A 19274-nucleotide genomic window follows, 5' to 3' on the forward strand; every position below is an offset into this window, starting at 1 on the left:
TCACCTTCGAAGGCCGGCTGACCCCGACCACTCGATAACTAGTCAAGATCGAGATACACCGAAAACTGGACACACCCCCAAAGTCATGGTCTCGGACGGCGAGCGGCCGGACGCGGTGATGCCGAGGTATGGCGTATGCCCGAAAGCGTGTGACTACCCCGTGGTGAGGGCCTGGGTGGGGGTGAGGCGGGCGGCGCGGTGGGCCGGGTAGAGGCCGGCGGTGGTGCCTAGGGTCAGGGCGGAGAGGACGCCGGTGAGGAGGGCCTGCCAGGGAAGGAGGAGGGGCCACTCCTGGTAGGCGGCGTAGGCGAGGCCGATGGTGAGGCCCAGGGTGACTCCGGCGAGGCCGCCGAGGAGGGCGAGGGTGACCGACTCGGTGAGGAACTGGACGCGGATGTGGGCGCGGGTGGCGCCGAGGGCGCGTCGGAGGCCGATCTCCTGGCGGCGTTCCAGGACCGAGATGACCATGATGTTGGCGATGCCGACGCCGCCGACCACCAGGGCGACCGCGCCCAGTCCGAGGAAGAGGGCGGTGAAGGTGGACATCGCGGCCAGGCGGGCGGTGAGGGCATCGGAGGGGCGGGTGACCGTCACCTGTTCCGGGTGCCGGGGGTCGGTGGTGGCGGCGAGCACGGAGGCGACGCGGGCCACCATCGGATCCGCCGCGCGGACGTGGAGGGTGGTCGGGCGGCCGTCGAAGCCCAGTGCGCGTTCGGCGGCGGGCCAGCCGATCAGGGCCGAGCGGTCGAGGTCGGGGAAGAGCGGGAGCGGGTCGAGCACTCCGGTGACCGTCCACCAGCCTCCGGAGATGTAGACACGTCGCCCGGCGCGGTCGATGCCGAGGCGGGCGGCGGAGACCGCGCCGAGCACGACCGCCGGGTAGCGGGCGGTAGCCGCGTTGAGCCAGGCCCCGGAGCCGACCGTGCCGCCCACCGCGTCGAGCAGGTCGAGCCGGGCGGCCTGGACGGCGATGCCCCCGGTCACCCGCGGGTCGATCAGGTCCGTACGGCGAGCCGTCGCCCCCGGCACCACCCCTACCCCCGTCACCGAGGTCACCCCCGCGACCCGGGAGATCATGCCGATCGCCTCCTCCGGCAGCTCCGCCCGCCCTCCGGTGAGGCTCTGTCCCGAGGTGACGGTCAGCAGGTTGGTGCCCAGCCGCTGGAGCTGGTCGGCCAGCCCGGCCTGCCCGGCCGTGCCGATGGCGAGCACGGCGACCAGCGCGGCGACGCCGATCGCCACGCCGAGGGCGGAGAGCACGGCGCGCCCCGGCCGTCCCCGTACTCCGGCGAGGCCGAGCCCGAGGGCGTCCCGGCCGCGCAACCGGGTCGGCTCCGGCAGCCCGTCGCGGGTCATGCGGGCACCACGCCGGTGTCCGAGTGGATTCGGCCGTCGAGGATCTCGACGCGGCGGGGGAGGGCCGCCGCGGCCTGCCGGTCGTGGGTGATGATCACAATGGTCGTCCCTTCGCGGTTGAGGTCGGTGAGCAGGTCCAGGACGCCTGCCCCGGCGGCCGAGTCGAGGTTGCCGGTGGGCTCGTCGGCGAGGATCAGCGCCGGACGCCCGACGATGGCCCGCGCCACCGCGACGCGCTGCCCTTCCCCGCCGGACAGTTCCGCCGGGCGGTGCCCGAGCCGGTGTCCCAGGCCGACGCGGGCGAGGGCCGCCGCCGCCCGGTCCCGGCGTTCGGCGGCCGGAAGGCCGTGGTAAAGCAGCCCGGTGGCCACGTTCTCCAGGGCGGTGAGGTGGGCGGTCAGGAAGAACCGCTGGAAGACGAACCCGATCCAGCGGCCCCGGACGGCCGACAGCCGCCGGTCCGGCAGCCGGGCGACGTCGTGCCCGAGCAGCCGCACCGCACCTTCGCCCGGCACGTCCAGCGCCCCCATCAGATGCAGCAGCGTGGACTTGCCCGACCCGGACGGCCCGGCCACCGCGACCAGTTCGCCCGGCCATACCGTCAGCGACGCCGCGCGCAGCGCCCGCACCCCGCCCGGATAGGTCTTGGAGACGGCGTCCAGCCGTACCGTGGGCTCGCCGTTCACGGCGACGGCACCTCCACCCGCATCCCGGCGGCGAGCCCCGGCCCGGAGACCTCGACCTTGCCGTCCGCGAACAGGCCGAGCCGCACCGGGATCGGCCCGCCGGGCACCGCCTCGACGGCGTAGCCGCCGGTGTCTCCGGCCGTCAGCGCGTTCACGGGCACGGCCAGCACTCCCTTCCGTGTCGCGCCCGCGAAGCCGACCGTGACCGGCGCTCCGTCCAGGCGGCCCGCCGCCGACGGCCGGTCGAGGGCGATCTCGACGGGAACGGTCGCCGTCCGGGTGCCCTCACCCGCGCCCGGATCCTCGCTCGGGGCGGCGGTGGCGAGGGTGCCGATCCGGGTCACGCGGCCGGTCGTGGCCCGGCCGCCGGGCAGCTCGATCCGGACCTTCGCCCGAACCTTGGCCAGCGCCTGCCGCGTGACCGGGAGCCGCACCGTGACGCGCCGCTCCGTGCCGGTGCCCGTCAGCACCGTGCCCCGCGCGGGCGCCCCGAGGGTGCCGCGCACCGCCGTGATCCGCAGCGGCCCCGGCGCGACGACCGCGTCGCCCGGGTTCACCACACCGGTCCGGGGCATGCGCAGCTCGCGCTGCCAGCTCCGGACGGCCCGCGCGGTCGTCCAGGTGTAGTGCTCGTCCACGGTCAGGTGGTGGCCGAGCGCGGCCAGGTTGCGTTCCAGCAGGAGCACGTCCCGGCCCCGGCTGCCGACGCCTAGCGCCCGCCACAGTGGGACGGACCCGTACAAGAGGGGGACGGCGTGCCCGTCCACGCCGTGCACCCGCTGCCCGCGCCGGATCACCGCTCCGGTCCTGGGCAGCCAGGTGAGCGTGCCGCCGTGCCCCACGATCACGCTTGGACGCGCGTGGCCGAGCGTGCCGTCCACGTCGCTGCGGTCCACCAGATCGGTCCTGACCACCTCGGCGGTCGCGACCGAAGGGGGAGCGACCGAAGCGGACGCGGCGGGAGAAGTCGGCGCCGAGGCGGGCAGCGCTACGGCGGCCACCGTCGCGCCGACAGCCGCCGCCGCGACCCCCGCGATCACCGCCCACCTACGGCGCATCACTCGGCCTCGCGCGTGCACGCCTGGACGAGCTGCTCGTTCCGGTCCCCATCAGGTATCCGCACGCCCTTGCCGGGCTGCGGGTCGGCCACGTCGAGCCCGCGTTCGCGCAGGCACCTGGCCAGTTCGAGCATGTCCTCGTCGTCATCGGCGTTGTTCGGGCCGCCGCCGGTCTTCGGCGCGTGCTGCTTGCACGCCTCCTGCGCGGCCTGGCCCTTCTCCGGAGAGCCGGCCTTGATCCGGAGGCTGTTCTCGCCGGGCGGCGGGTCGGGGGCCTCGACGCCGTGCTGCCGCAGGCACTGGACGTACTTGATGATCTGGTCGTGCTCCTGGGCGGGGGACACGCCGGGCGTTCCGGTCGTGCCGCAGCCGGTGGCGAGCAGCAGGGCCGCACCGGCGAACAGGGTTCGTCGCATGGCCCCAGACTGGCGACGATGATGTTGCCGGGATGCGAGCGGAAACGTTAACTCCGTGGCAACGCCCCGGCGGATAGGAACACCACATGCGAGTGCTGGTGGCCGAGGACGAGCAGGTGCTGGCCGACCTGGTGGCCGAAGGGCTGCGACGGTACGCGATGGCGGTGGACGTCGTCTACGACGGCGAGGCCGCCTCCGAGCGGCTGGCGGTCAACGACTACGACGTGCTCGTGCTCGATCGCGACCTGCCGGGCCTGCACGGTGACGACCTCTGCCGCGAATTGGCCGGTTCGGGGGCGCGCACCCGGATCCTGATGCTGACGGCGGCGGCGTCCGTGCCGGAACGGGTGGCCGGGCTGGGCCTGGGGGCCGACGACTATCTGCCCAAGCCGTTCGCCTACGAGGAACTGGTGGCCAGGGTCCTGGCGCTGGGACGGCGCAGCCAGGCCCCGCTGCCGCCGGTCCTCGAACGCAACGGGATCACCCTGGACGCGCCCCGCAAACAGGCGTTCCGCGACGGCCGTTACCTGCCGCTTTCGCGTAAGGAGTACGCCGTGCTGGAAGTGCTGATGCGCGCCAGGGGAGCCGTGGTGAGCAGCGAGCAACTGCTCGAACAGGCGTGGGACGAGAACGCCGACCCGTTCACCACGGCGGTCCGGGTGACCGTCAGCAAGCTGCGGGCCAAGCTGGGCGAGCCGTCCCTGATCGAGACGGTGCCGGGCACCGGATACCGGCTGTGATGCGGCGGCGCACGATCCGGGTCCGGCTGACCGCCCTGTACGCCGGACTGTTCCTCGCCACCGCCACCGTCCTGCTGGTCACCGTCAACCTGCTGATGGAGGGCATCCTGCGGGTGCAGATCTCCGGTACCCGCGGGCCCGACGGCGCGGAGATCCCGCAGGACGCCGCCGCCCGGGTCGCGATCGGGCTGCACTACAGCGTGCTGCGCTGGCAGTGGCTGGTCACCGGGGTCGTCATCGCCGTGCTGACGGTGGTCTCCGTCGCGGTGGGCTGGTGGCTGGCCGGGCGGGTGCTGCGGCCGATCCACACCATCACCGCGACCGCGCGGCGGCTGTCGCTGTCGAGCCTGCACCAGCGGATCTCCCTGGACGGCCCGCGCGACGACCTCAAGGAACTGGCCGACACGTTCGACGACATGCTCGACCGGTTGGAGCGGTCGGTCGAGAGCCAGCGCCGGTTCGTCGCCAACGCCTCGCACGAACTGCGCACTCCGCTGGCCATCCAGCGGGCCGCGATCGAGATCGGGCTCACCGCGCCGTCCCTGGAGCGCCTCCCCCAGGTGCGGCGGGAACTGCTGAACGCGACCGAGCGCAGCGAGCGGCTGATCGAGGCGCTGCTGACGCTGGCGCAGAGCGAGCACGGCCTCGACAGCCGGGAGCCGGTCGCGCTCGACGAGGTGGTCCGCAAGGCCGTGCGCGAGGTGCGGGCCGGGGAGATCGAGGTGACGGCCGACGCGGAGCCGGTCACGGTCGCCGGCGACCCGACCCTGCTGGCCCGCCTGGTCACCAACCTGCTGGACAACGCGGTCCGCTACAACCGGCCGGACGGTCAGGTCGCGGTGGGACTGTCCGCGGACGGCACGCTGACCGTGCGGAACACCGGCCCCGCGGTGCCACCCGACCGGGTGACCGAGCTGTTCGAGCCGTTCCGGCGGCTGCACCCCGCCCGCTCCCGATCGAACGGCGGCGCGGGCCTGGGGTTGTCGATCGTCGCCGCCATCGCCCGCGCCCACGACGCGGAGGTCACCGCCCGCCCCAATGCGGGAGTGGGCGGGGGGTTGGAGCTGACCGTGCGGTTCGTCAGGCCGTGAGGTCGAGGAAGTCGCGGACGGCAGGCGTGTCCCGGTGTGGGTGCATCTGGTCGCGAAGGTCGGTGAGGGCTTCGGTGGGGCGGATCGATTGAAGCCCCTCGGCTGCCTGGATTGCCTGACGGCCGGTGGCGCACGCCTCCTCAAGCTGCCCGAGGGCGAGGTGAGCCTGCGCGCTCCGGGCGCAGCCGGACCGGGAGGCGGTGACGTAGTCGTCGCCCCCGTCGGTGAGCCCGGCGATCCGGTGTTCGGCTCGTCGTCAACGACGAGAACGCGCGCGGGGGCGGGCTCGTCCATGCATCAGGTTGTACGCGGCGAATGTATGAAGAGCCTTAAAACGAAGCTCCGCCCCGGGCGATCGCCCGGGGCGGAACTCAGCGGGAAAATACGATCATCCCCACTCGATGTTGTAGTTCTCCTGCAGGTACGTGCGGATCTGCGCGTCCGAGTAGCCCTCGCCGCGCATCTGCGCGATCACGTACGCGGCGACCTCGGCGACGGTGTACGTGGCCCCGCCGATGACCAGGACCGCCGCGCCCTGGGCCACCGCGTTGCTCAGCGCGGGCAGCAGGCTCATCGCGCTCTGCCCGAACAGGTTGCTCCCCAGTGCCTGGATGGCGGTGCTGCCGGCCTGGTGGGCGACCGTCGTGGCCACCGCGCCCTTCGCGGCGAGCAACGCCTTCAGTGCGGCGAACCCTTTGAACAGTAGGATCTCGACGCCGGGAATGTACGGCATGAACTCAACCCCCCAAGGGTTTTCGCTGCTTACACCCGCCAGATCTGGCCGTGCGAGCCGACCAGGTGCTTTCTGATCGCCTTGACGCGTGCCGATTCCGAGCCCGAGGCCCGGAAAGAGCAGTACGGGCACTTGTTGAAGTCGCCGGTGTTCTTCCGGAGCGACTTCACCTCGGCCTCGCTGAGCGCCTCGATACCCTTCTTCGCCAGATGTGCTACGGCGTGGACCAAGATGTGCGCCACCATGGCGACCCCCTCCCTGTGAGGTCGAACTGAAAAGTGCGGTCGCGGTGGACCTCTTTCAGGCTGGCATCGCCGGAATCGCGGTAACAGTACGCGGCTGTTGTCACTTCGAAGTGACATCATTTGGGGTGGCGTACAACCGAAATTCGGGCCCGTAGCATTCGCCGGAACCTCAGCCCGCTGGGGTACTTTCTGGCTGTGCGCGTGCGACACAAGATCTTCATCAATTACCGCCAGACCGATGCCGGGGACGCCGCCGCCTTCATCGACCACGCGCTGACCAGGACCTTCGGGCCCGACACGGTCTTCAAGGCCAGCCGGTCGGTGGGCGCGGGGGCGACCTTCCCGCCGGTCATCGAGGCCGGGCTCGACGAGATGTGCGTGATGCTCGTGCTGGTCGGGCGGCACTGGCTGGACACCAAGGCGCCCGAGGCGGAGCGGGCGCTGTGGCGCGATGACGACTGGGTGCGCCGGGAGATCGGCTACGCGCTGGCCCTGGATCCGGAGATTCCGGTGATCCCGGTGCTGCTGGGCAACCTGCGCCGGGTGCCCGAGGAGAAATACCTGCCGCCCGAGCTGCGTTCGCTGACCGAGCGGCAGACCGTGCACTTCCGGGCCAGGCATGTCGTGGCGGACCTGCCGGGGCTCATCGCCAAGCTGCACAAGGAGGCTCCGGAGCTGGCCGTCCGGCACTTCGTGCGGGCGGATCAGGAGGCGCCCGCCGGGGCGCTGCCCAGCACGCTGCTGCTGCCCGAGCACGGGGTGGTGCCGTTCCACGGGCGGAAGAAGGAACTGGCCCGCCTGGAAGCCTGGCGCGACGCGCCGGATCCGCTGGGCGTCGAGGTGATCGTCGGGGCCGCCGGGCAGGGCAAGACCCGGCTCGCCCTGGAGTTCTGCGAGCGCTCGCGCCGCGCGGGATGGGTCGCCGGGGCGCTGTCCAGCGAGGTGACGCTGAACGACGTGGTCGCGCTGAGCGAGAGCGGGGTGTCGGCGCTCGCGCTGATCGACCGCGCCGAACCGGCCACCGCGCAGGTCGCCGACATCCTGTCCGCGCTCACCGGCCGCGGGCCGGACGCCGCGCCGGTGCGGATGATCCTGATCAGCCGCACGGCCGGGGCCTGGTTCGAGGAGATCGTCGAGCGGAGCAACGACGCGGCGGCGGCGCTGCTGCTCGGCGTGCGCCCGCTCGAACTCGGCGGACTCGGCGGGGCCCTGGACCACGACGCGGAGTTCCGGGACGCGGCGGCGCTGTTCGCCGAACGGCTCGGCCGTCCCGCGCCACCGCCCGCCGCCCCCGCGCCGGTCGAGCTGATGGGCACCGACCGGGTGCTCGACGTGCACGCCGCCGCGCTCGGCGCGGTGCTCGGCCCGGTCACCCGGCCCGACGACCTCACCGCCGAGGAGACCGACCCGGTGATCAGGCTGCTGCACCACGAGCGGCAGGACTGGAAGCGCGGCGCCCTGGCGGCCGAACTGCCCGACCCGCACCGCGAGCGGCTGGCCGTCGCGGTCGCCGCCGCCACCATGTACGGCGGGGCGCGCGAGGACACCGCCTACCGGGTGCTGGCCGTCCAGCAGACGTTCTGCCAGGAGCCGATGCAGGTGATCAGGCGCTACCAGCGCTGGCTGGCCCGGCTCTACCCGCCGGGGGAGCAGGTGCTCGGCACCACCGCCCCGCACGCGTTACGCCCCGACCGGCTCGGCGAGGAGCACGTCGCCCTGACCGTCGCCGAGCACCCGGAACTGGTCAGGGGCCTGGCCGAGCACCTCGACGCCGAGCACGCCCAGCGGGCGCTGCTGGTCCTGGGCCGGGCCGCGCCGCGCCACCCGCACCTGGTGGAGCGCATCGCCGAGCTGATCGAGGGCGACCTGGCCAACCTGCCCCGGATGGCCCTGTGGACGGCGCAGCGCCTGGAGGACCCGCGCCCGCTGATCCAGGCGCTGATCGTGATGGCCCGGCGGTGCACCACCATGGGCGTCGCCCACTCCATGCTCCCGCTGATCCCGCCGGAACCCGAGTACGGCGAGCTGCTGGTGATCACCGCCCGGTTCCTTCTGTCGGCCGAGCACACCCGCGCGAACCCCGACCGGCTGACCATCGCCGAGGTGTCGCGGATGCTGGGGCTCGCGCACAGCGTGCTCGGCGAGCACGAGGCGGCGGTCCGGGCGCTGCGGATGTCGCTCGAAGCGTACGGTCCCGGGTTCACCGAAGCGGTGATGGACCAGCGGCGGGTGGAGGTCCACACCCTGCTCGCGCACAGCCTGGGCCGTATCGGACGGCGGGCCGAGGGCCGCGAGATGGCCCGCAAGGCGGTCGAGCGGATGCGTCCCACCCTCGCCACCGACCCCCTCTCGCCGATCGTCTCGCGGCGGATGCGGACCAGCCAGCAGGCCGAGGAGCGGCTGCTCACCGACGCGCTGCGCGCCTACCTCGACCTGGTGGACGACCCGGACGCCGAGTCGGCCGCGCTCGCCGGTCTGCTCGACCGGCTGCGGCGGATCGCCCGGCTGCGCCAGCAGGACCGCCTGCTGCAGTGGGCCCTGGAACGGCTCGGCTACATCTCGGCCAAGGACGTCCCGGTGCCGCCCGACCTGGCCCCCGACGTGCTGCGCGACACGCTGCCCGCGCGCCACGCCACCAAGGAGGAGCTGCACGAGGCCAGGCGGCGGCTCGCCGAGCAGATCACCCTGCTGCTCGACGCCCCGGTGGACGCCACCGAGCCGACCCCCGTGGACGACGTGGTGGCCGCCGCGCGGGTGGCGGGGATCTACCGGCGGCACGGCACCCTGACGACGGCGACGGAGCACGGCGAGGAGTACCCGCTCACCGTGATCGCGATCGCGTTGGGCGAAGGCGACCTGCGCGCGCTCTACTGGAGCCCGCTGAGCGGCTGGTGGATCCTCGACTACCTGTACCTGGACCCGTACGGCGACTACGAACGGGTCGGCAACCTGGGCATGATCCTCGGCCCCGCCGACCTGGCCCCGGACGCGATCGTCGCGGCGGTCACCGGCGGCATGGCGCCCCCTACACAGGGCTGGGGGTCACTCGCCTGAGCCGAGCGTCAGGCGGGAACTCGCAGCAGGTCGCTCAGCGCCCGCGCCAGGTCTCCCGCCGGGGCGTAGCGGGCCCGCCAGGCCGACAGCTCGCCGGTCAGCAGGCGCAGCTCGGTGGCGAGCGTCGCGGAGGCGACGCCGTCGCCCCGCTCGATCAACCGGAACCCGGTGGCGCACGCGGCGTCGGCCCGGCCCGCGCCGAGCTGGGCCCTGGCCAGCCGGGAGCCGAACCGGCCGCGTGCCCGCCGCGCCCACGGGGGCAGCCCCTCGACCACCGGTTCGAGCAGATCGACGGCCCGGCCGTAGCGGCCGAGGTCGTGGTAGCACCAGCCGGCGACGGCGGCGTCCTGGTCGAAGACGGTCGCCGAGCCGAGCGCCATGCCGTCGCGGTACGGCCCGGCCGGGCGCGGCGACAGCACGGCGGCGCCGTCGAGCAGCCGCTCCACCTCGCCGGTCTCGCCGCGCAGCGCGTGGCCCTGCGCCTGCCGCTGGGTGGCGAGCTTGTGAATGCGTGAATCGCCGGGGGCCGCCGCCAGCGCGCGCAGCGACAGCCCGATCACCTCGTCGGCGTCGCCCGCGTACAGGGCGAGCCCGGCGCGGCGGACGTGGGCGTGGGCGGCCATCGTGCGGTCACCGGCGCGGCCCGCGAGCCGTACGGCGTAGGCCGTCCACCGCCAGGCCAGCGGCACGTCGCCGGACTCCTGCGCCATCCACCCGGCGTACTCCGCGTAGCGGGCCGCCAGCAGCAGCACCCGTGGCCGCAGCGGACCGGGGACGGCCAGCGCGCGCAGCGTCCGCACCTGCTCGGACGCCTGGCGGAGCACGAGCCGCGGGGGCAACTGCTGACCGAGGCGGCGATGCTGGCCGAGCATGGTCTCGAAGGTGGCGACCACGTCGCCGTCGGGCTCGTAGCTCTCGCCGGGGCCGTCCGCCGACCAGCGGGGGTCGCTGCCCGCGCCGCGCCCGGCGCGCTCAGGGGACAGCCGGGTGAGCGCGCCTTTCGCCATCAGGTACTCGTCGCAGGCGTCGGCCAGGGCGCGGCTCGGCGCGCGCACGCCGGTCTCCACCTTGCTGAGATAGCCCCGGTCGAACCGGACGCCGTCGCTCAGCTCGCGCAGCGAGAGACCGGCGGCCAGCCGCCGCCGTCGCAGCTCACGTCCGAACTCTGTGCTCATGAATCATCGCTCGCTCACCGGCGCGGTCTACATATCCATCTTTTCAGATACATCGGCCACCGAACAGGACCTGCGAGATCATGCCGAGCGTCGTCCAGTCCACCAGCCGCTGGGACATCACCGCGTCGAACGTGTGCAGCGCGGGCCAGGTCACCTCGCCCCTGCCGGTGTCGCCGCCCGGCCTCGCGCAGCGCCGGAACCACTCCAGCTCGGCATCGGTCAGCTCAGCCGAGTACAGGTGCGCGTGGTGGGCCGACACGGTGGCCGCGACCGGGCGGTGCCCGTGCCGGCGCAGCCGCGCCGGATCGAGCCGCAGGCCGGTCTCCTCCCAGACCTCGGCGGCGGCCAGGTCGTGCATCGCCGGATGCGGGCCGGACCCGCCAGGCAGCTCGTGCACGAAGCCGTCGGCGGCGGTGCCCGGAGAGCGGTACTCGCGGACCAGCACGAGTACGGTGTCCGCCGGGGACGGGCCGCCGTGGTGCAGCAGCACGCTGGCGGTGTCCGGGCGGGCCAGCACCACCTCATTCTGCTTGGTGCGGCGCTCTGCCGCGACGTAGACGGTGACGTGCAGCGCCCAGAAGAACAGCAGGCCGGAGCGGGAGTGGAAGCTCCACACCGGACGCGCTCCGACCAGCCGGTTGCGGGCCGTGCGCTGCACCGCGTACCAGCGGCGGAAGGTGGGGGTGCGCCAGATCTCCAGCGGCACCTCGCGCTCGCCGTCGCGGCGGGCGGCGCCGGGGCCTAGCGCGCGCAGCACGGCGGGCACGACCGTCTCGGGCGCACCGGGCGGCGGCACGAAACGGCCGGGCGCCCGCTCGTGGCGGCCCACGTCGGGCGGCCCGCCGAGCACCGCGTCCGCGTAGGCGGTGTCGCCGCCGGTCACCAGCACCAGCCTGCCCGGGCCCTGCCAGCCCGCCCGCAGGCGCGCCACGGCCTCGTCCATGGCCGTCCCGGCGCCGGCCAGGCCGACCGCCGCGTGAAAGCTGTCCGGCACCTCGGCGTCGCCCCCGGCCACCACCACCTCACCGCGCATAGGGCCCAGCATGCGCGAGCACCGCGCGGATCGCCACGGGCCGAGACGGATTAACCGAATCAATATCGCCGCCGGATAGCGTCGCGCGCACGGCGGCGGGAGATCGGAGGGGGCCGTCGCCGTGGTCACGACCCGGGGGGACGCCGGCGGTGGGAGACCCGATCGAGTTCCGGATCCTCGGACGGCTGGACGCGGCTGTGGGAGAACGGCCGATCGGCGTACGGGGCAGGAGGACCCAGCTCACGCTGGCCACGCTGCTGCTCGACGCCGGGCGGGTGGTGCCGGTGCCCCGCCTGATGGAGGCGGTCTGGGAACACGATCCTCCCGCCTCCGCCCGCACCCAGATCGCCATGGCGGTCTCCAACCTGCGCCGCGCGCTCAGGCAGGCGGGCGGCCCCCCGGACGTGATCGAGACCAGCGGCCCCGGCTACCGGATGCGGGTGACCGGCGTGCGCCTGGACGCCTGGACCGCCGAGGAACGCCTGCTCTGGGCACGGTCCGCGGTGGCCGACGGCCGGGCCGAGGAGGCCGCGGTGCTCTACCGCGACGCGCTGAGGCTGTGGCGCGGGCCGGTGCTCGACGGTCTCGGCGGCCTTGACAGCACGATCGTGACGGCGGGCGCGCGCCGCTGGGAGGACCTGCGCCTGGTCGCCACCGAGGAACTCGCCGACGTGCAGTTCGCGCTGGGCCGTCCCGCCGAGCTGATCGAGCGGCTCTCCGGCCTGCTCGCCCAACACCCCTTCCGTGAACGGCTCCGCGCCCAGCTCATGACCGCGCTGGCCAGGACCGGCCGCCAGACCGACGCGCTGGACCTCTACCAGGACGGCAGGCGCCTGCTGGCGCGCGAACTCGGCCTGGAACCCGGCGGAGACCTGCGCGAGGTCCACCTCGCCATCCTGCGCGGCGACCCGTCCATGCACCCGGCCGCCCCCGCGCCGCGACCGGTGCGCCCGGCCCAGCTCCCGGCCGCCGTCGCCGCGTTCGCCGGCCGCGACGCCGAACTGCGCGCCCTGGACGGCCTGCTGGCCGTCCAGGGCCTGCCGGTCAGTGTGATCAGCGGGGTGGCCGGGGCCGGGAAGACCGCGCTGGCGCTCCACTGGGCGCATCGCGCCGCCGACGTGTTCGCCGACGGGCAGTTGTTCGCCGACCTGCGGGGGAACGGCACCGGGCCGGTGAGCCCCGGCGTGGTCCTCGAACGGTTCCTGCGGGCCCTCGGCGTCACCGGGGACCGAATCCCGGCGGACCCGGAGGAGCGCGCCGCGCTGTACCGCAGCGTGCTGCGCGGGCGGCGGGCGCTGATCGTGCTCGACGCCGCCGCCTCCGCCGACCAGGTGCGTCCGCTGCTGCCAGGCGGCGCGGGATGCTGCGTCGTGGTCACCGCCCGCAGGCGGCTGGCGGGGCTGATGGTCTCGCACGACGCGCGGCCGGTGCCGCTGGGCGCGCTCGGCGCGGGCGAGGCGGTGCACCTGCTGCGGATGACGGCGGGGGCGGCCCGCATCGACGGCGACCCGGCCGCCGCGCGGCGGCTCGCCGACCTCTGCGAGCGGCTGCCGCTGGCGCTGCGGATCGCCGGGACGCGGCTGGCCGTCCAGCCCACCCTGACCGTGGCGGAGGTGTCCGCGCTGCTGGCGGGCCGAGAAGGGGCCATGGGACTGGGCGACGACGCGGAGCTGTGGTGACGGTCATGGCGCGCCTCGGCTACGGCGTGATGAGGACCTTGATCGCCTCGCGGGCGTCCATGGCGGCGTAGGCGGCGGGCACGCCGTCGAGGCCGACCGTGCGGTCGAAGACGGGGGAGGGGTCGAGCCCGCCGTCCAGGATCTCCGGGAGCAGCTCCGGGATGTACCGCCGCACGGGGGCGACGCCCCCGGCGAGCGTGACGTTGCGGCGGAACAGCCCGCGCGTGTCGATCCCGGTGTCCTCCCGGGGCACGCCCACGTATCCGACCGCGCCGCCCGGCCGGGCCGCGTCCAGCGCGGTCCGCAGCGACGCGACGGTGCCCGCGCACTCCAGGACGGCGTGCGCGCCGTGCCCGCCGGTCAGCTCATGGACGCGCCGCACGGCCTCCTCGCCCCGCGCGGCGACCACGTCGGTCGCCCCGAACGCCCGTGCGACCTCGGCGCGGGCCGGGTGGCGGCCGAGCACGATGATCCGCTCCGCGCCCAGCCGCGACGCGGCCAGCGTCCCGCACAGGCCCACCGCGCCGTCGCCGACCACGAGGACGGTCGCCCCGGGACGCACCCGCGCCGCCAGCGCCGCGTGGTGCCCCGTGCCCAGCACGTCGGCCAGGGTGAGCACGGCGGGCAGGCGCGGGTCTCCCGGCTCGACCGGCACCCGCACGAGCGTGCCGTCGGCGCGCGGCACCCGGACGGCCTCGCCCTGCCCGCCGTCGAGGGCCCCGCCCCACGACCCGCCGGACAGGCAGGAGGTGTGCAGCCCCTCACGGCAGAACTCGCACGTGCCGTCGGACCACCGGAACGGCGCGACGACCACGTCGCCGGGCCGCACGCCGGTCACCTCGCCGCCGGTCTCCGTCACGACCCCGACGAACTCGTGGCCCAGCCGGACACCCTGGCCGGTGGGCCCGAGCGTGCGATAGGGCCACAGGTCGCTGCCGCACACGGCGGCGAGCAGCACGCGGACCAGTGCGTCGCTGGGCGCCTCGATCCGGGGATCGGGCACGTGCTCCACGCGGACGTCGGCCGCGCCGTACAGCAGGGCGGCCCGCACCCTACCGGCGCGGCTTGATGACGGCGGTGCCGACGTAGGGCACCAGCGCCTCGGGCAGCTCCACCGTGCCGTCGGGACGCTGCCCGTGCTCGATGATCGCCGCCCACAGGCGCGGGGTGGCGATGGCCGAGCCGTTCAGCGTGAACACCGGGGCGGTCTTGCCGCTCTCGGTGCGGTAGCGGATGTTGCCCCGGCGCGCCTGGTAGTCGGTGAAGTTGCCGACCGAGGAGACCTCCAGCCAGCGGCCGACGCCCGGGGCGTACGCCTCCAGGTCGAAGATCCGCGAGGAGGAGAACGTGAGGTCGCCGGTGGCCAGATCGACCACGCGGTACGGCAGGCCGAGCACCTGCAACGCCTTCTCGCAGTCGGCCAGCAGCCCTTCGTACTCGGCGTCGACCGTCTCCGGCGTGCAGATGCGGACCAGCTCCACCTTGTGGAACTCGTGCACCCGCTGGAACCCCCGGGTGTCCTTGCCCGCCGACCCGGCCTCGCGGCGGAAGCACGCCGTGTGGGTCATGTAACGCTTGGGCAGCTCCTCACGGGTGAGGATCTCGTCCTGGTGCAGGCCCGTCAGCGGCACCTCGCCGGTGGGGACGAGCCAGTAGTCGTCGGGCTGGATGCTGTAGGCGTCTTCGGCGAACTTGGGCAGGTGCCCGGTGCCGACCATCAGCGGGCCGCGCACCAGGTGCGGCACCGTGACCTCGGTGTAGGTGTCGCGGTGCAGGTCGAGGCCGAACTGCACGAGCCCGCGCAGCAGGCGCGAGCCGTCGCCGAAGAGCAGCGCGAAGCCCGAGCCGCTCAGCTTGGCGGCGCGCTCGGCGTCGAAGATGCCGAGCTCCTCGGCGATCTCCCAGTGCGGGCGGTAGCTGCCGCCCTCGTACTGCTCGGCGGCCGGGCCCTCGTAGCGGAGCACCACGTTGTCGGCCTCGTCGGCGCCCTCGGGGGCCTTGGGCGAGGGCAGGTTGGGCAGCCGCAGCATCAGGTCTCTGAACCGCTCGTCGGCGTCGCGGTAATCGGACTCCTGGGCCGCGATGCGGGTCTTCAGCTCGCCGAGACGCTCGCGTTCGGCCTGCGCGGAAGGGTCCTTGGCGGCCATCAGGCGGCCGACCTCCTTGGACCGGCGGTTCATCTCCGAACGCAGACTCTCCAGCTCGGTCAGCGACGCCTTGCGAGAGACGAGCGCGTCGTGAGCCGCGTGGACGTCTTCGACCGCCACGCCCTTCTTGGCGAGGGCCGTGGCGACGGCGTCCACGTCTTCCGTCAGCAGATTCGGATCGATCATCCTGCCCCTCCGAGGCTGTTCAAGACGTCAAATCTTACGCGCAGGTCAGGTGAACCGCGCCCAGGTATCGCTGATCGAGGCCCCGGCGTAGGGGCCCAGTTCGCCGCCCAGCCGGTCGGCCGCGCGGCGGTTGAAGGCCCTGGCGCGGCCGGCCGTCCAGTGTTCGGCGGCCCGTCCGAACGGCACCGCCCACAGCGGCGTCGCGGTCGCGCCCCGGCGCACCTTGGGCTCGATCGACTTGATGCCGAGGTGGACCCTGTCCCGGCCGGTCGCGTACGCCGTGGCCACCAACTCGTAGTAGCAGACCACGAAGTACTCGGCCGCGCCGAGCAGGCGCGCGTAGTCGTAGCCGGTGCTGCGCAGCCACAGCGTGCCGCCGAAGTCGTAGTAGTGGCCGTAGCCCACCAGGGCGTCGTCCAGGTGGCAGCGCAGCACCGCGCCGGGGGCGCGCACGCCGTCGGCGAGCGAGGCCAGGTAGCGCGCGGCCGAGGCGGGGTCCATCTCGTGGCCGTGCCTGCGCTGGGTGCCGCACAGCAGCCCGGCCAGCTCGTCCAGGCGGTCGCCGAGCGGGGCCAGGTCCAGGCGGTAGCCCGCGGCGCGGAACGCGGCCAGCTCCTGGCGGACCCGTGCCCGGCGCTTCCTGGAGAAGGCCCCGAGGTAGTCGTCGAAGGAGTCGCCGGGCAGCGGGATCGAGGCGTCCAGGTCCAGCAGCAGCGGCACCGCGCAGCCCGCCGACGCGGCCAGCTCCGCAACGGCGTCGTCGCGCACGTAGAGCCACCAGCCCTCGTCGGCCCCGTGGTCGCGCATCACGTCGAGGACGCCCGCGGAGAGGAAGTCGAGCGCGGTACGGCGCGCGTCCGCTGACAGGCCCGGGCGCAGCAGCGGCGCGTTGTGGTGGCAGCGGCGGCTCCCGGCCAGGCAGATCGTGTCGGAGTCGTGCTCGGTGAGCCCCAGCGCGCTGAGGGCGTACAGCGGGCTGCGCTCGCCGGGCACCGAGTACACGGGGGCCGCGGCGACCAGGCCGCCGTCGTCGTGGGCCAGTACGTACCGCACCCGCACCGAGCGGTTCTGCTCCATGTAGGCCAGCCAGTCGTGGCTCAGGTAGAAGCTCGCCCCGGTGGCCAGTGCGTCCCAGTCGCGGGCGGGTATCCCCCCGATCGCCAATGCGACCTTGACGTCATACACGGGAGACCGTCCTTTCGCTTCTCGTGACGGGCCTGGACCTGTGGCCTCTGCCCTTGACATGGCGGGGGCGGTAGCGGTGCCAGGCCCGGTCCACCGGTCCCCAGGCGGCCAGCGCGGCCCCCGCGCCCGCGACCGCCGGGGCGAACATCAGCGCCGCCCGGCCGGTGCCGGCGGCCGAGCCGAGCACCAGCGAGGACAGCGGAATCGCCGCCATCACGAACATCCTGATGATCGAGTTGACCCGCCCGGAGTAGGCCGCCCTGATGACGTCCTGCCGGAACGACAGGGTGGCCACGTTCATCCCGCCCTCGCCGAGCCCGATGGCGTAGACGCCGATCAGCACGGGTACCGGATGACCGGCCAGGCCGAGCAGTCCCCCGGCGGCGCACACGGCCAGCCACAGCGTGATCCGGCGCTCGACCGAGGCCCGGGGGAACATGCGCCTGGACAGCAGCGACCCGGCCATGGTGGCCAGGGCGGACGCGCTCCAGGCGAGGCCGACCTGCTCCACCGGCCAGTGCCAGGTGCCGGTGGCCACCACCACGAACAGCCCGGCCAGGCCCCCGCTGCCCAGGTTGTAGGCGGCCAGCGCGAACGTCAGCCGCACGATGCGGTGGTCGCGGCGGAACTCGGCGACCCCCGCGCCGAACATCTCCCGCAGGCCCCCGGGCTCACCGGCAGCGGCGGCCCCCGAGCCCCGGGGCAGCACGCCCGCGACGGCGGCGGTGAGCAGGAAGGTCGCCGCGTTCAGCCAGATCGTCGCGCTCACGCCCAGGGCGCCGACACTGACGCCCGCGAGGGCCGGGCCGGCGAACCTGGCCACCTGGAGCAGGCCGGAGTGGCGGCCGTAGGCCCACTCCACGCGGTCCGGCGGGACAAGGGTGGGGATCAGGTGGAAGTCGCTGGTGATGGAGGCGGCGGCGCCCGCCGTGCCGGAGACCAGCAGGACGGTGAACGCGGCGGCGAGGTGCCCGCCGTCCAGCAGCGGCGGGAGCAGCGCCACGGTGATCGCCCGCGTGATCTCGGCGGCGGCGAACACGGCCCGCCGGTCGTACCGGTCGATGATCACCCCGAGCAGCGGGGACAGCAGGTACGGCGCGTACATGACGCCGAGGCTGAGCACGCCGAGCAGCATCGACCCGGAGGCGGACAGCACGGTGATCGGCAGCGCCACGGTGAGGAGCTGGTCGCCGACGCGTGAGACGCAGGCGGCCAGGGTCAGCAGCCAGAAGGGTCGCATCATGCGCCGACGGGCTCCAACCGGCCGACCAGCGACAGCGCCTGCCTGACCTGCTCGGCGCGCCCGGCCAGCACGCAGTGGCCCAGCCGGTCCCCGCTCGACCTGACCATCGGCGCCCGCGCGCCGTCGCGCCACCAGTAGGCCAGCTCGATCGCGGCGCCCCCGAGCACCGGGTCGGCGAGGACCGCGTGGACGTCCGGGCGGGCGATCACGGCGTCCGGTTCGCCCTGGAAGAAGGCCACGGCGGCGGCCTGGCACGACGGTTCGCCCTCGGGTGCGCGCGTGCCGGTGACCGCCGCGAGTTCGAGCAGGTGCAGGTCGCGCCCGGTGGCCAGGCGGACCAGCTTGGGGATGAAGTCGCCCGCCGGCCGCCCGGCCACCTCGATCACGTACGGCGTGCCGTCCACCACCCGGACCTCGGCGTGCGAGACGCCGGCGCGCATGCCGAGCGCGGTGAGCGCGTCCGTCACGACCTGCCCGATCCGTGCCGCCAGGTCGTCCGGCACCTCGGCCGGGAAGTAGTGCGCCAGCTCCACGCAGTACGGCGGGCTGGTGCAGGTCTTCTCGGTGATGCCGACGATCTCGTGTTCCCCGGCCCCCCACGAGACGGACTCCACGCTGAACTCGGGCCCGTCCAGGTAGCGATCCACGACGACCCGGCCGCTGTGGCCCCGAGGGGCTGCGGCCCGGAACGCGGCGGCGACCTCACCGGGCTCGCGGACGATCTGCACGCCGGAGCTGCCCGAGCCGTCGGCGGGCTTGACCACGGCGGGGAACCCGGCCGCCCGGACCAGCCGCACGCATTCCGCCAGATCGGACGCGTCACCGAGCTGGGCGCTCGGCACGGACGCCGCGCGCAGCCGCCGGTGCATGGCCGCCTTGTCACGGAAGCACACCGAATCCATCAGCGGACGCGGCAGGCCCAGCCGTCCGGCGGCGGCGTGCGCGGAATCGAGCGCGGAATCCTCCCAGCACAGCACCGCGTCCCATGGAATGTCCATTGTCTCTATCGCTTTCACCACTTCAAGGGTGTCTCGCGGATTCGCCGCCGAATACCGGTCGCACCATTCGACCGGTATTCGATGGAGCAGGTCCACGATGCCGACCACGTGCCCGGCGTCGCGTAGCGAACGCAGCCCGAACTCGCGTCGCACCCCCGTCCCGACTATCAGGACTCGCATTCCCGTCTCCCTTTCCAGAGCATCGCCTGTATAAGGTTCGACGGGGGGATCAACTGAAATGTTCGCCGA

General features: G+C 73.9%; 17 protein-coding genes. 4 read left to right on the forward strand and 13 right to left on the reverse strand.

Going from position 1 to position 19274, the window contains the following annotated elements:
- Nucleotides 1–153: 153 nt before the first annotated feature.
- From P3X83_RS26685 to P3X83_RS26700, 4 genes are read right to left on the reverse strand one after another with little or no spacing between them, the layout of a single operon-like run.
- A complete protein-coding gene (locus tag P3X83_RS26685; protein ID WP_277307970.1) occupies nt 154–1356 on the reverse strand; it encodes an ABC transporter permease in 1203 nt (400 codons plus the stop codon).
- Nucleotides 1353–2042, reverse strand: coding sequence for an ABC transporter ATP-binding protein (locus tag P3X83_RS26690; RefSeq protein WP_277307971.1), 690 nt, complete (start codon nt 2040–2042; stop codon nt 1353–1355). The genes P3X83_RS26685 and P3X83_RS26690 overlap by 4 nt, the downstream gene beginning before the upstream one ends.
- Nucleotides 2039–3100, reverse strand: coding sequence for a peptidoglycan-binding protein (locus P3X83_RS26695; protein WP_277307972.1), 1062 nt, complete (start codon nt 3098–3100; stop codon nt 2039–2041). Before P3X83_RS26695 ends, P3X83_RS26690 begins: the two co-directional genes overlap by 4 nt.
- A complete protein-coding gene (locus tag P3X83_RS26700) occupies nt 3100–3516 on the reverse strand; it encodes a hypothetical protein (RefSeq protein WP_277307973.1) in 417 nt (138 codons plus the stop codon). Before P3X83_RS26700 ends, P3X83_RS26695 begins: the two co-directional genes overlap by 1 nt.
- Before the next feature lie 86 nt (nt 3517–3602).
- On the opposite strand from P3X83_RS26700, the gene P3X83_RS26705 reads away from it, so the two are divergent.
- Together P3X83_RS26705 and P3X83_RS26710 are read left to right on the forward strand one after the other, a co-directional pair.
- Complete coding sequence (locus P3X83_RS26705; RefSeq protein ID WP_277307974.1) at nt 3603–4256, forward strand: response regulator transcription factor; 654 nt, start codon at nt 3603–3605, stop codon at nt 4254–4256.
- A complete protein-coding gene (locus tag P3X83_RS26710) occupies nt 4256–5347 on the forward strand; it encodes an ATP-binding protein (protein ID WP_277307975.1) in 1092 nt (363 codons plus the stop codon). Before P3X83_RS26705 ends, P3X83_RS26710 begins: the two co-directional genes overlap by 1 nt.
- A 388-nt stretch (nt 5348–5735) precedes the next feature.
- Here the strand turns inward: P3X83_RS26710 and P3X83_RS26715 are convergent, their stop codons facing one another.
- Together P3X83_RS26715 and P3X83_RS26720 are read right to left on the reverse strand one after the other, a co-directional pair.
- Entirely contained in the window at nt 5736–6080 is a 345-nt protein-coding gene (locus P3X83_RS26715) for a hypothetical protein (protein ID WP_277307976.1), read from the reverse strand.
- A gap of 29 nt (nt 6081–6109) precedes the next feature.
- Nucleotides 6110–6325, reverse strand: coding sequence for a hypothetical protein (locus P3X83_RS26720; RefSeq protein WP_277307977.1), 216 nt, complete (start codon nt 6323–6325; stop codon nt 6110–6112).
- 195 nt (nt 6326–6520) lie between these two features.
- Between P3X83_RS26720 and P3X83_RS26725 the strand changes: the two genes are divergently transcribed.
- A complete protein-coding gene (locus tag P3X83_RS26725; RefSeq protein ID WP_277307978.1) occupies nt 6521–9379 on the forward strand; it encodes a TIR domain-containing protein in 2859 nt (952 codons plus the stop codon).
- Nucleotides 9380–9387: 8 nt separating this feature from the next.
- Here P3X83_RS26725 and P3X83_RS26730 read toward each other — a convergent pair whose 3' ends face one another.
- Entirely contained in the window at nt 9388–10554 is a 1167-nt protein-coding gene (locus P3X83_RS26730) for a helix-turn-helix transcriptional regulator (protein WP_277307979.1), read from the reverse strand.
- A gap of 43 nt (nt 10555–10597) precedes the next feature.
- Nucleotides 10598–11587, reverse strand: a complete 990-nt coding sequence (locus P3X83_RS26735; RefSeq protein WP_277307980.1) for a hypothetical protein — start codon at nt 11585–11587, stop codon at nt 10598–10600.
- Nucleotides 11588–11736: 149 nt separating this feature from the next.
- On the opposite strand from P3X83_RS26735, the gene P3X83_RS26740 reads away from it, so the two are divergent.
- Nucleotides 11737–13266, forward strand: a complete 1530-nt coding sequence (locus P3X83_RS26740) for an AfsR/SARP family transcriptional regulator (RefSeq protein WP_277307981.1) — start codon at nt 11737–11739, stop codon at nt 13264–13266.
- A gap of 19 nt (nt 13267–13285) precedes the next feature.
- Here the strand turns inward: P3X83_RS26740 and P3X83_RS26745 are convergent, their stop codons facing one another.
- The 5 genes from P3X83_RS26745 to P3X83_RS26765 are packed head-to-tail and all read right to left on the reverse strand — an operon-like array spanning nt 13286 to nt 19205.
- Nucleotides 13286–14317: a zinc-dependent alcohol dehydrogenase family protein gene (locus tag P3X83_RS26745; protein ID WP_277307982.1), complete on the reverse strand. Its 1032-nt coding sequence runs from the start codon at nt 14315–14317 to the stop codon at nt 13286–13288.
- 1 nt (nt 14318) lies between these two features.
- Nucleotides 14319–15599 (reverse strand): serine--tRNA ligase, encoded by a 1281-nt coding sequence (gene serS / locus P3X83_RS26750; RefSeq protein ID WP_277307983.1) that lies wholly within the window; start codon nt 15597–15599, stop codon nt 14319–14321.
- 45 nt (nt 15600–15644) lie between these two features.
- Complete coding sequence (locus P3X83_RS26755) at nt 15645–16784, reverse strand: hypothetical protein (RefSeq protein WP_277307984.1); 1140 nt, start codon at nt 16782–16784, stop codon at nt 15645–15647.
- Nucleotides 16777–18027, reverse strand: a complete 1251-nt coding sequence (locus P3X83_RS26760; RefSeq protein WP_277307985.1) for an MFS transporter — start codon at nt 18025–18027, stop codon at nt 16777–16779. Before P3X83_RS26760 ends, P3X83_RS26755 begins: the two co-directional genes overlap by 8 nt.
- Nucleotides 18024–19205 (reverse strand): ATP-grasp domain-containing protein, encoded by a 1182-nt coding sequence (locus P3X83_RS26765; protein ID WP_277307986.1) that lies wholly within the window; start codon nt 19203–19205, stop codon nt 18024–18026. The genes P3X83_RS26760 and P3X83_RS26765 overlap by 4 nt, the downstream gene beginning before the upstream one ends.
- Nucleotides 19206–19274 lie beyond the last annotated feature (69 nt).

Origin of the sequence: Spongiactinospora sp. TRM90649 (assembly GCF_029382225.1) — a bacterium.
Lineage (GTDB): Bacteria > Actinomycetota > Actinomycetes > Streptosporangiales > Streptosporangiaceae > Spongiactinospora.

Coding starts and splice junctions, on each gene's coding strand:
- P3X83_RS26685 (WP_277307970.1), bottom strand. CDS start 1,356: ATGACCCGCGACGGGCTGCCGGAGCCGACCCGGTTGCGCGGCCGGGAC.
- P3X83_RS26695 (WP_277307972.1), bottom strand. CDS start 3,100: ATGCGCCGTAGGTGGGCGGTGATCGCGGGGGTCGCGGCGGCGGCTGTC.
- P3X83_RS26700 (WP_277307973.1), bottom strand. CDS start 3,516: ATGCGACGAACCCTGTTCGCCGGTGCGGCCCTGCTGCTCGCCACCGGC.
- P3X83_RS26705 (WP_277307974.1), top strand. CDS start 3,603: ATGCGAGTGCTGGTGGCCGAGGACGAGCAGGTGCTGGCCGACCTGGTG.
- P3X83_RS26710 (WP_277307975.1), top strand. CDS start 4,256: ATGCGGCGGCGCACGATCCGGGTCCGGCTGACCGCCCTGTACGCCGGA.
- P3X83_RS26715 (WP_277307976.1), bottom strand. CDS start 6,080: ATGCCGTACATTCCCGGCGTCGAGATCCTACTGTTCAAAGGGTTCGCC.
- P3X83_RS26720 (WP_277307977.1), bottom strand. CDS start 6,325: ATGGTGGCGCACATCTTGGTCCACGCCGTAGCACATCTGGCGAAGAAG.
- P3X83_RS26730 (WP_277307979.1), bottom strand. CDS start 10,554: ATGAGCACAGAGTTCGGACGTGAGCTGCGACGGCGGCGGCTGGCCGCC.
- P3X83_RS26735 (WP_277307980.1), bottom strand. CDS start 11,587: ATGCGCGGTGAGGTGGTGGTGGCCGGGGGCGACGCCGAGGTGCCGGAC.
- serS (WP_277307983.1), bottom strand. CDS start 15,599: ATGATCGATCCGAATCTGCTGACGGAAGACGTGGACGCCGTCGCCACG.
- P3X83_RS26760 (WP_277307985.1), bottom strand. CDS start 18,027: ATGATGCGACCCTTCTGGCTGCTGACCCTGGCCGCCTGCGTCTCACGC.
- P3X83_RS26765 (WP_277307986.1), bottom strand. CDS start 19,205: ATGCGAGTCCTGATAGTCGGGACGGGGGTGCGACGCGAGTTCGGGCTG.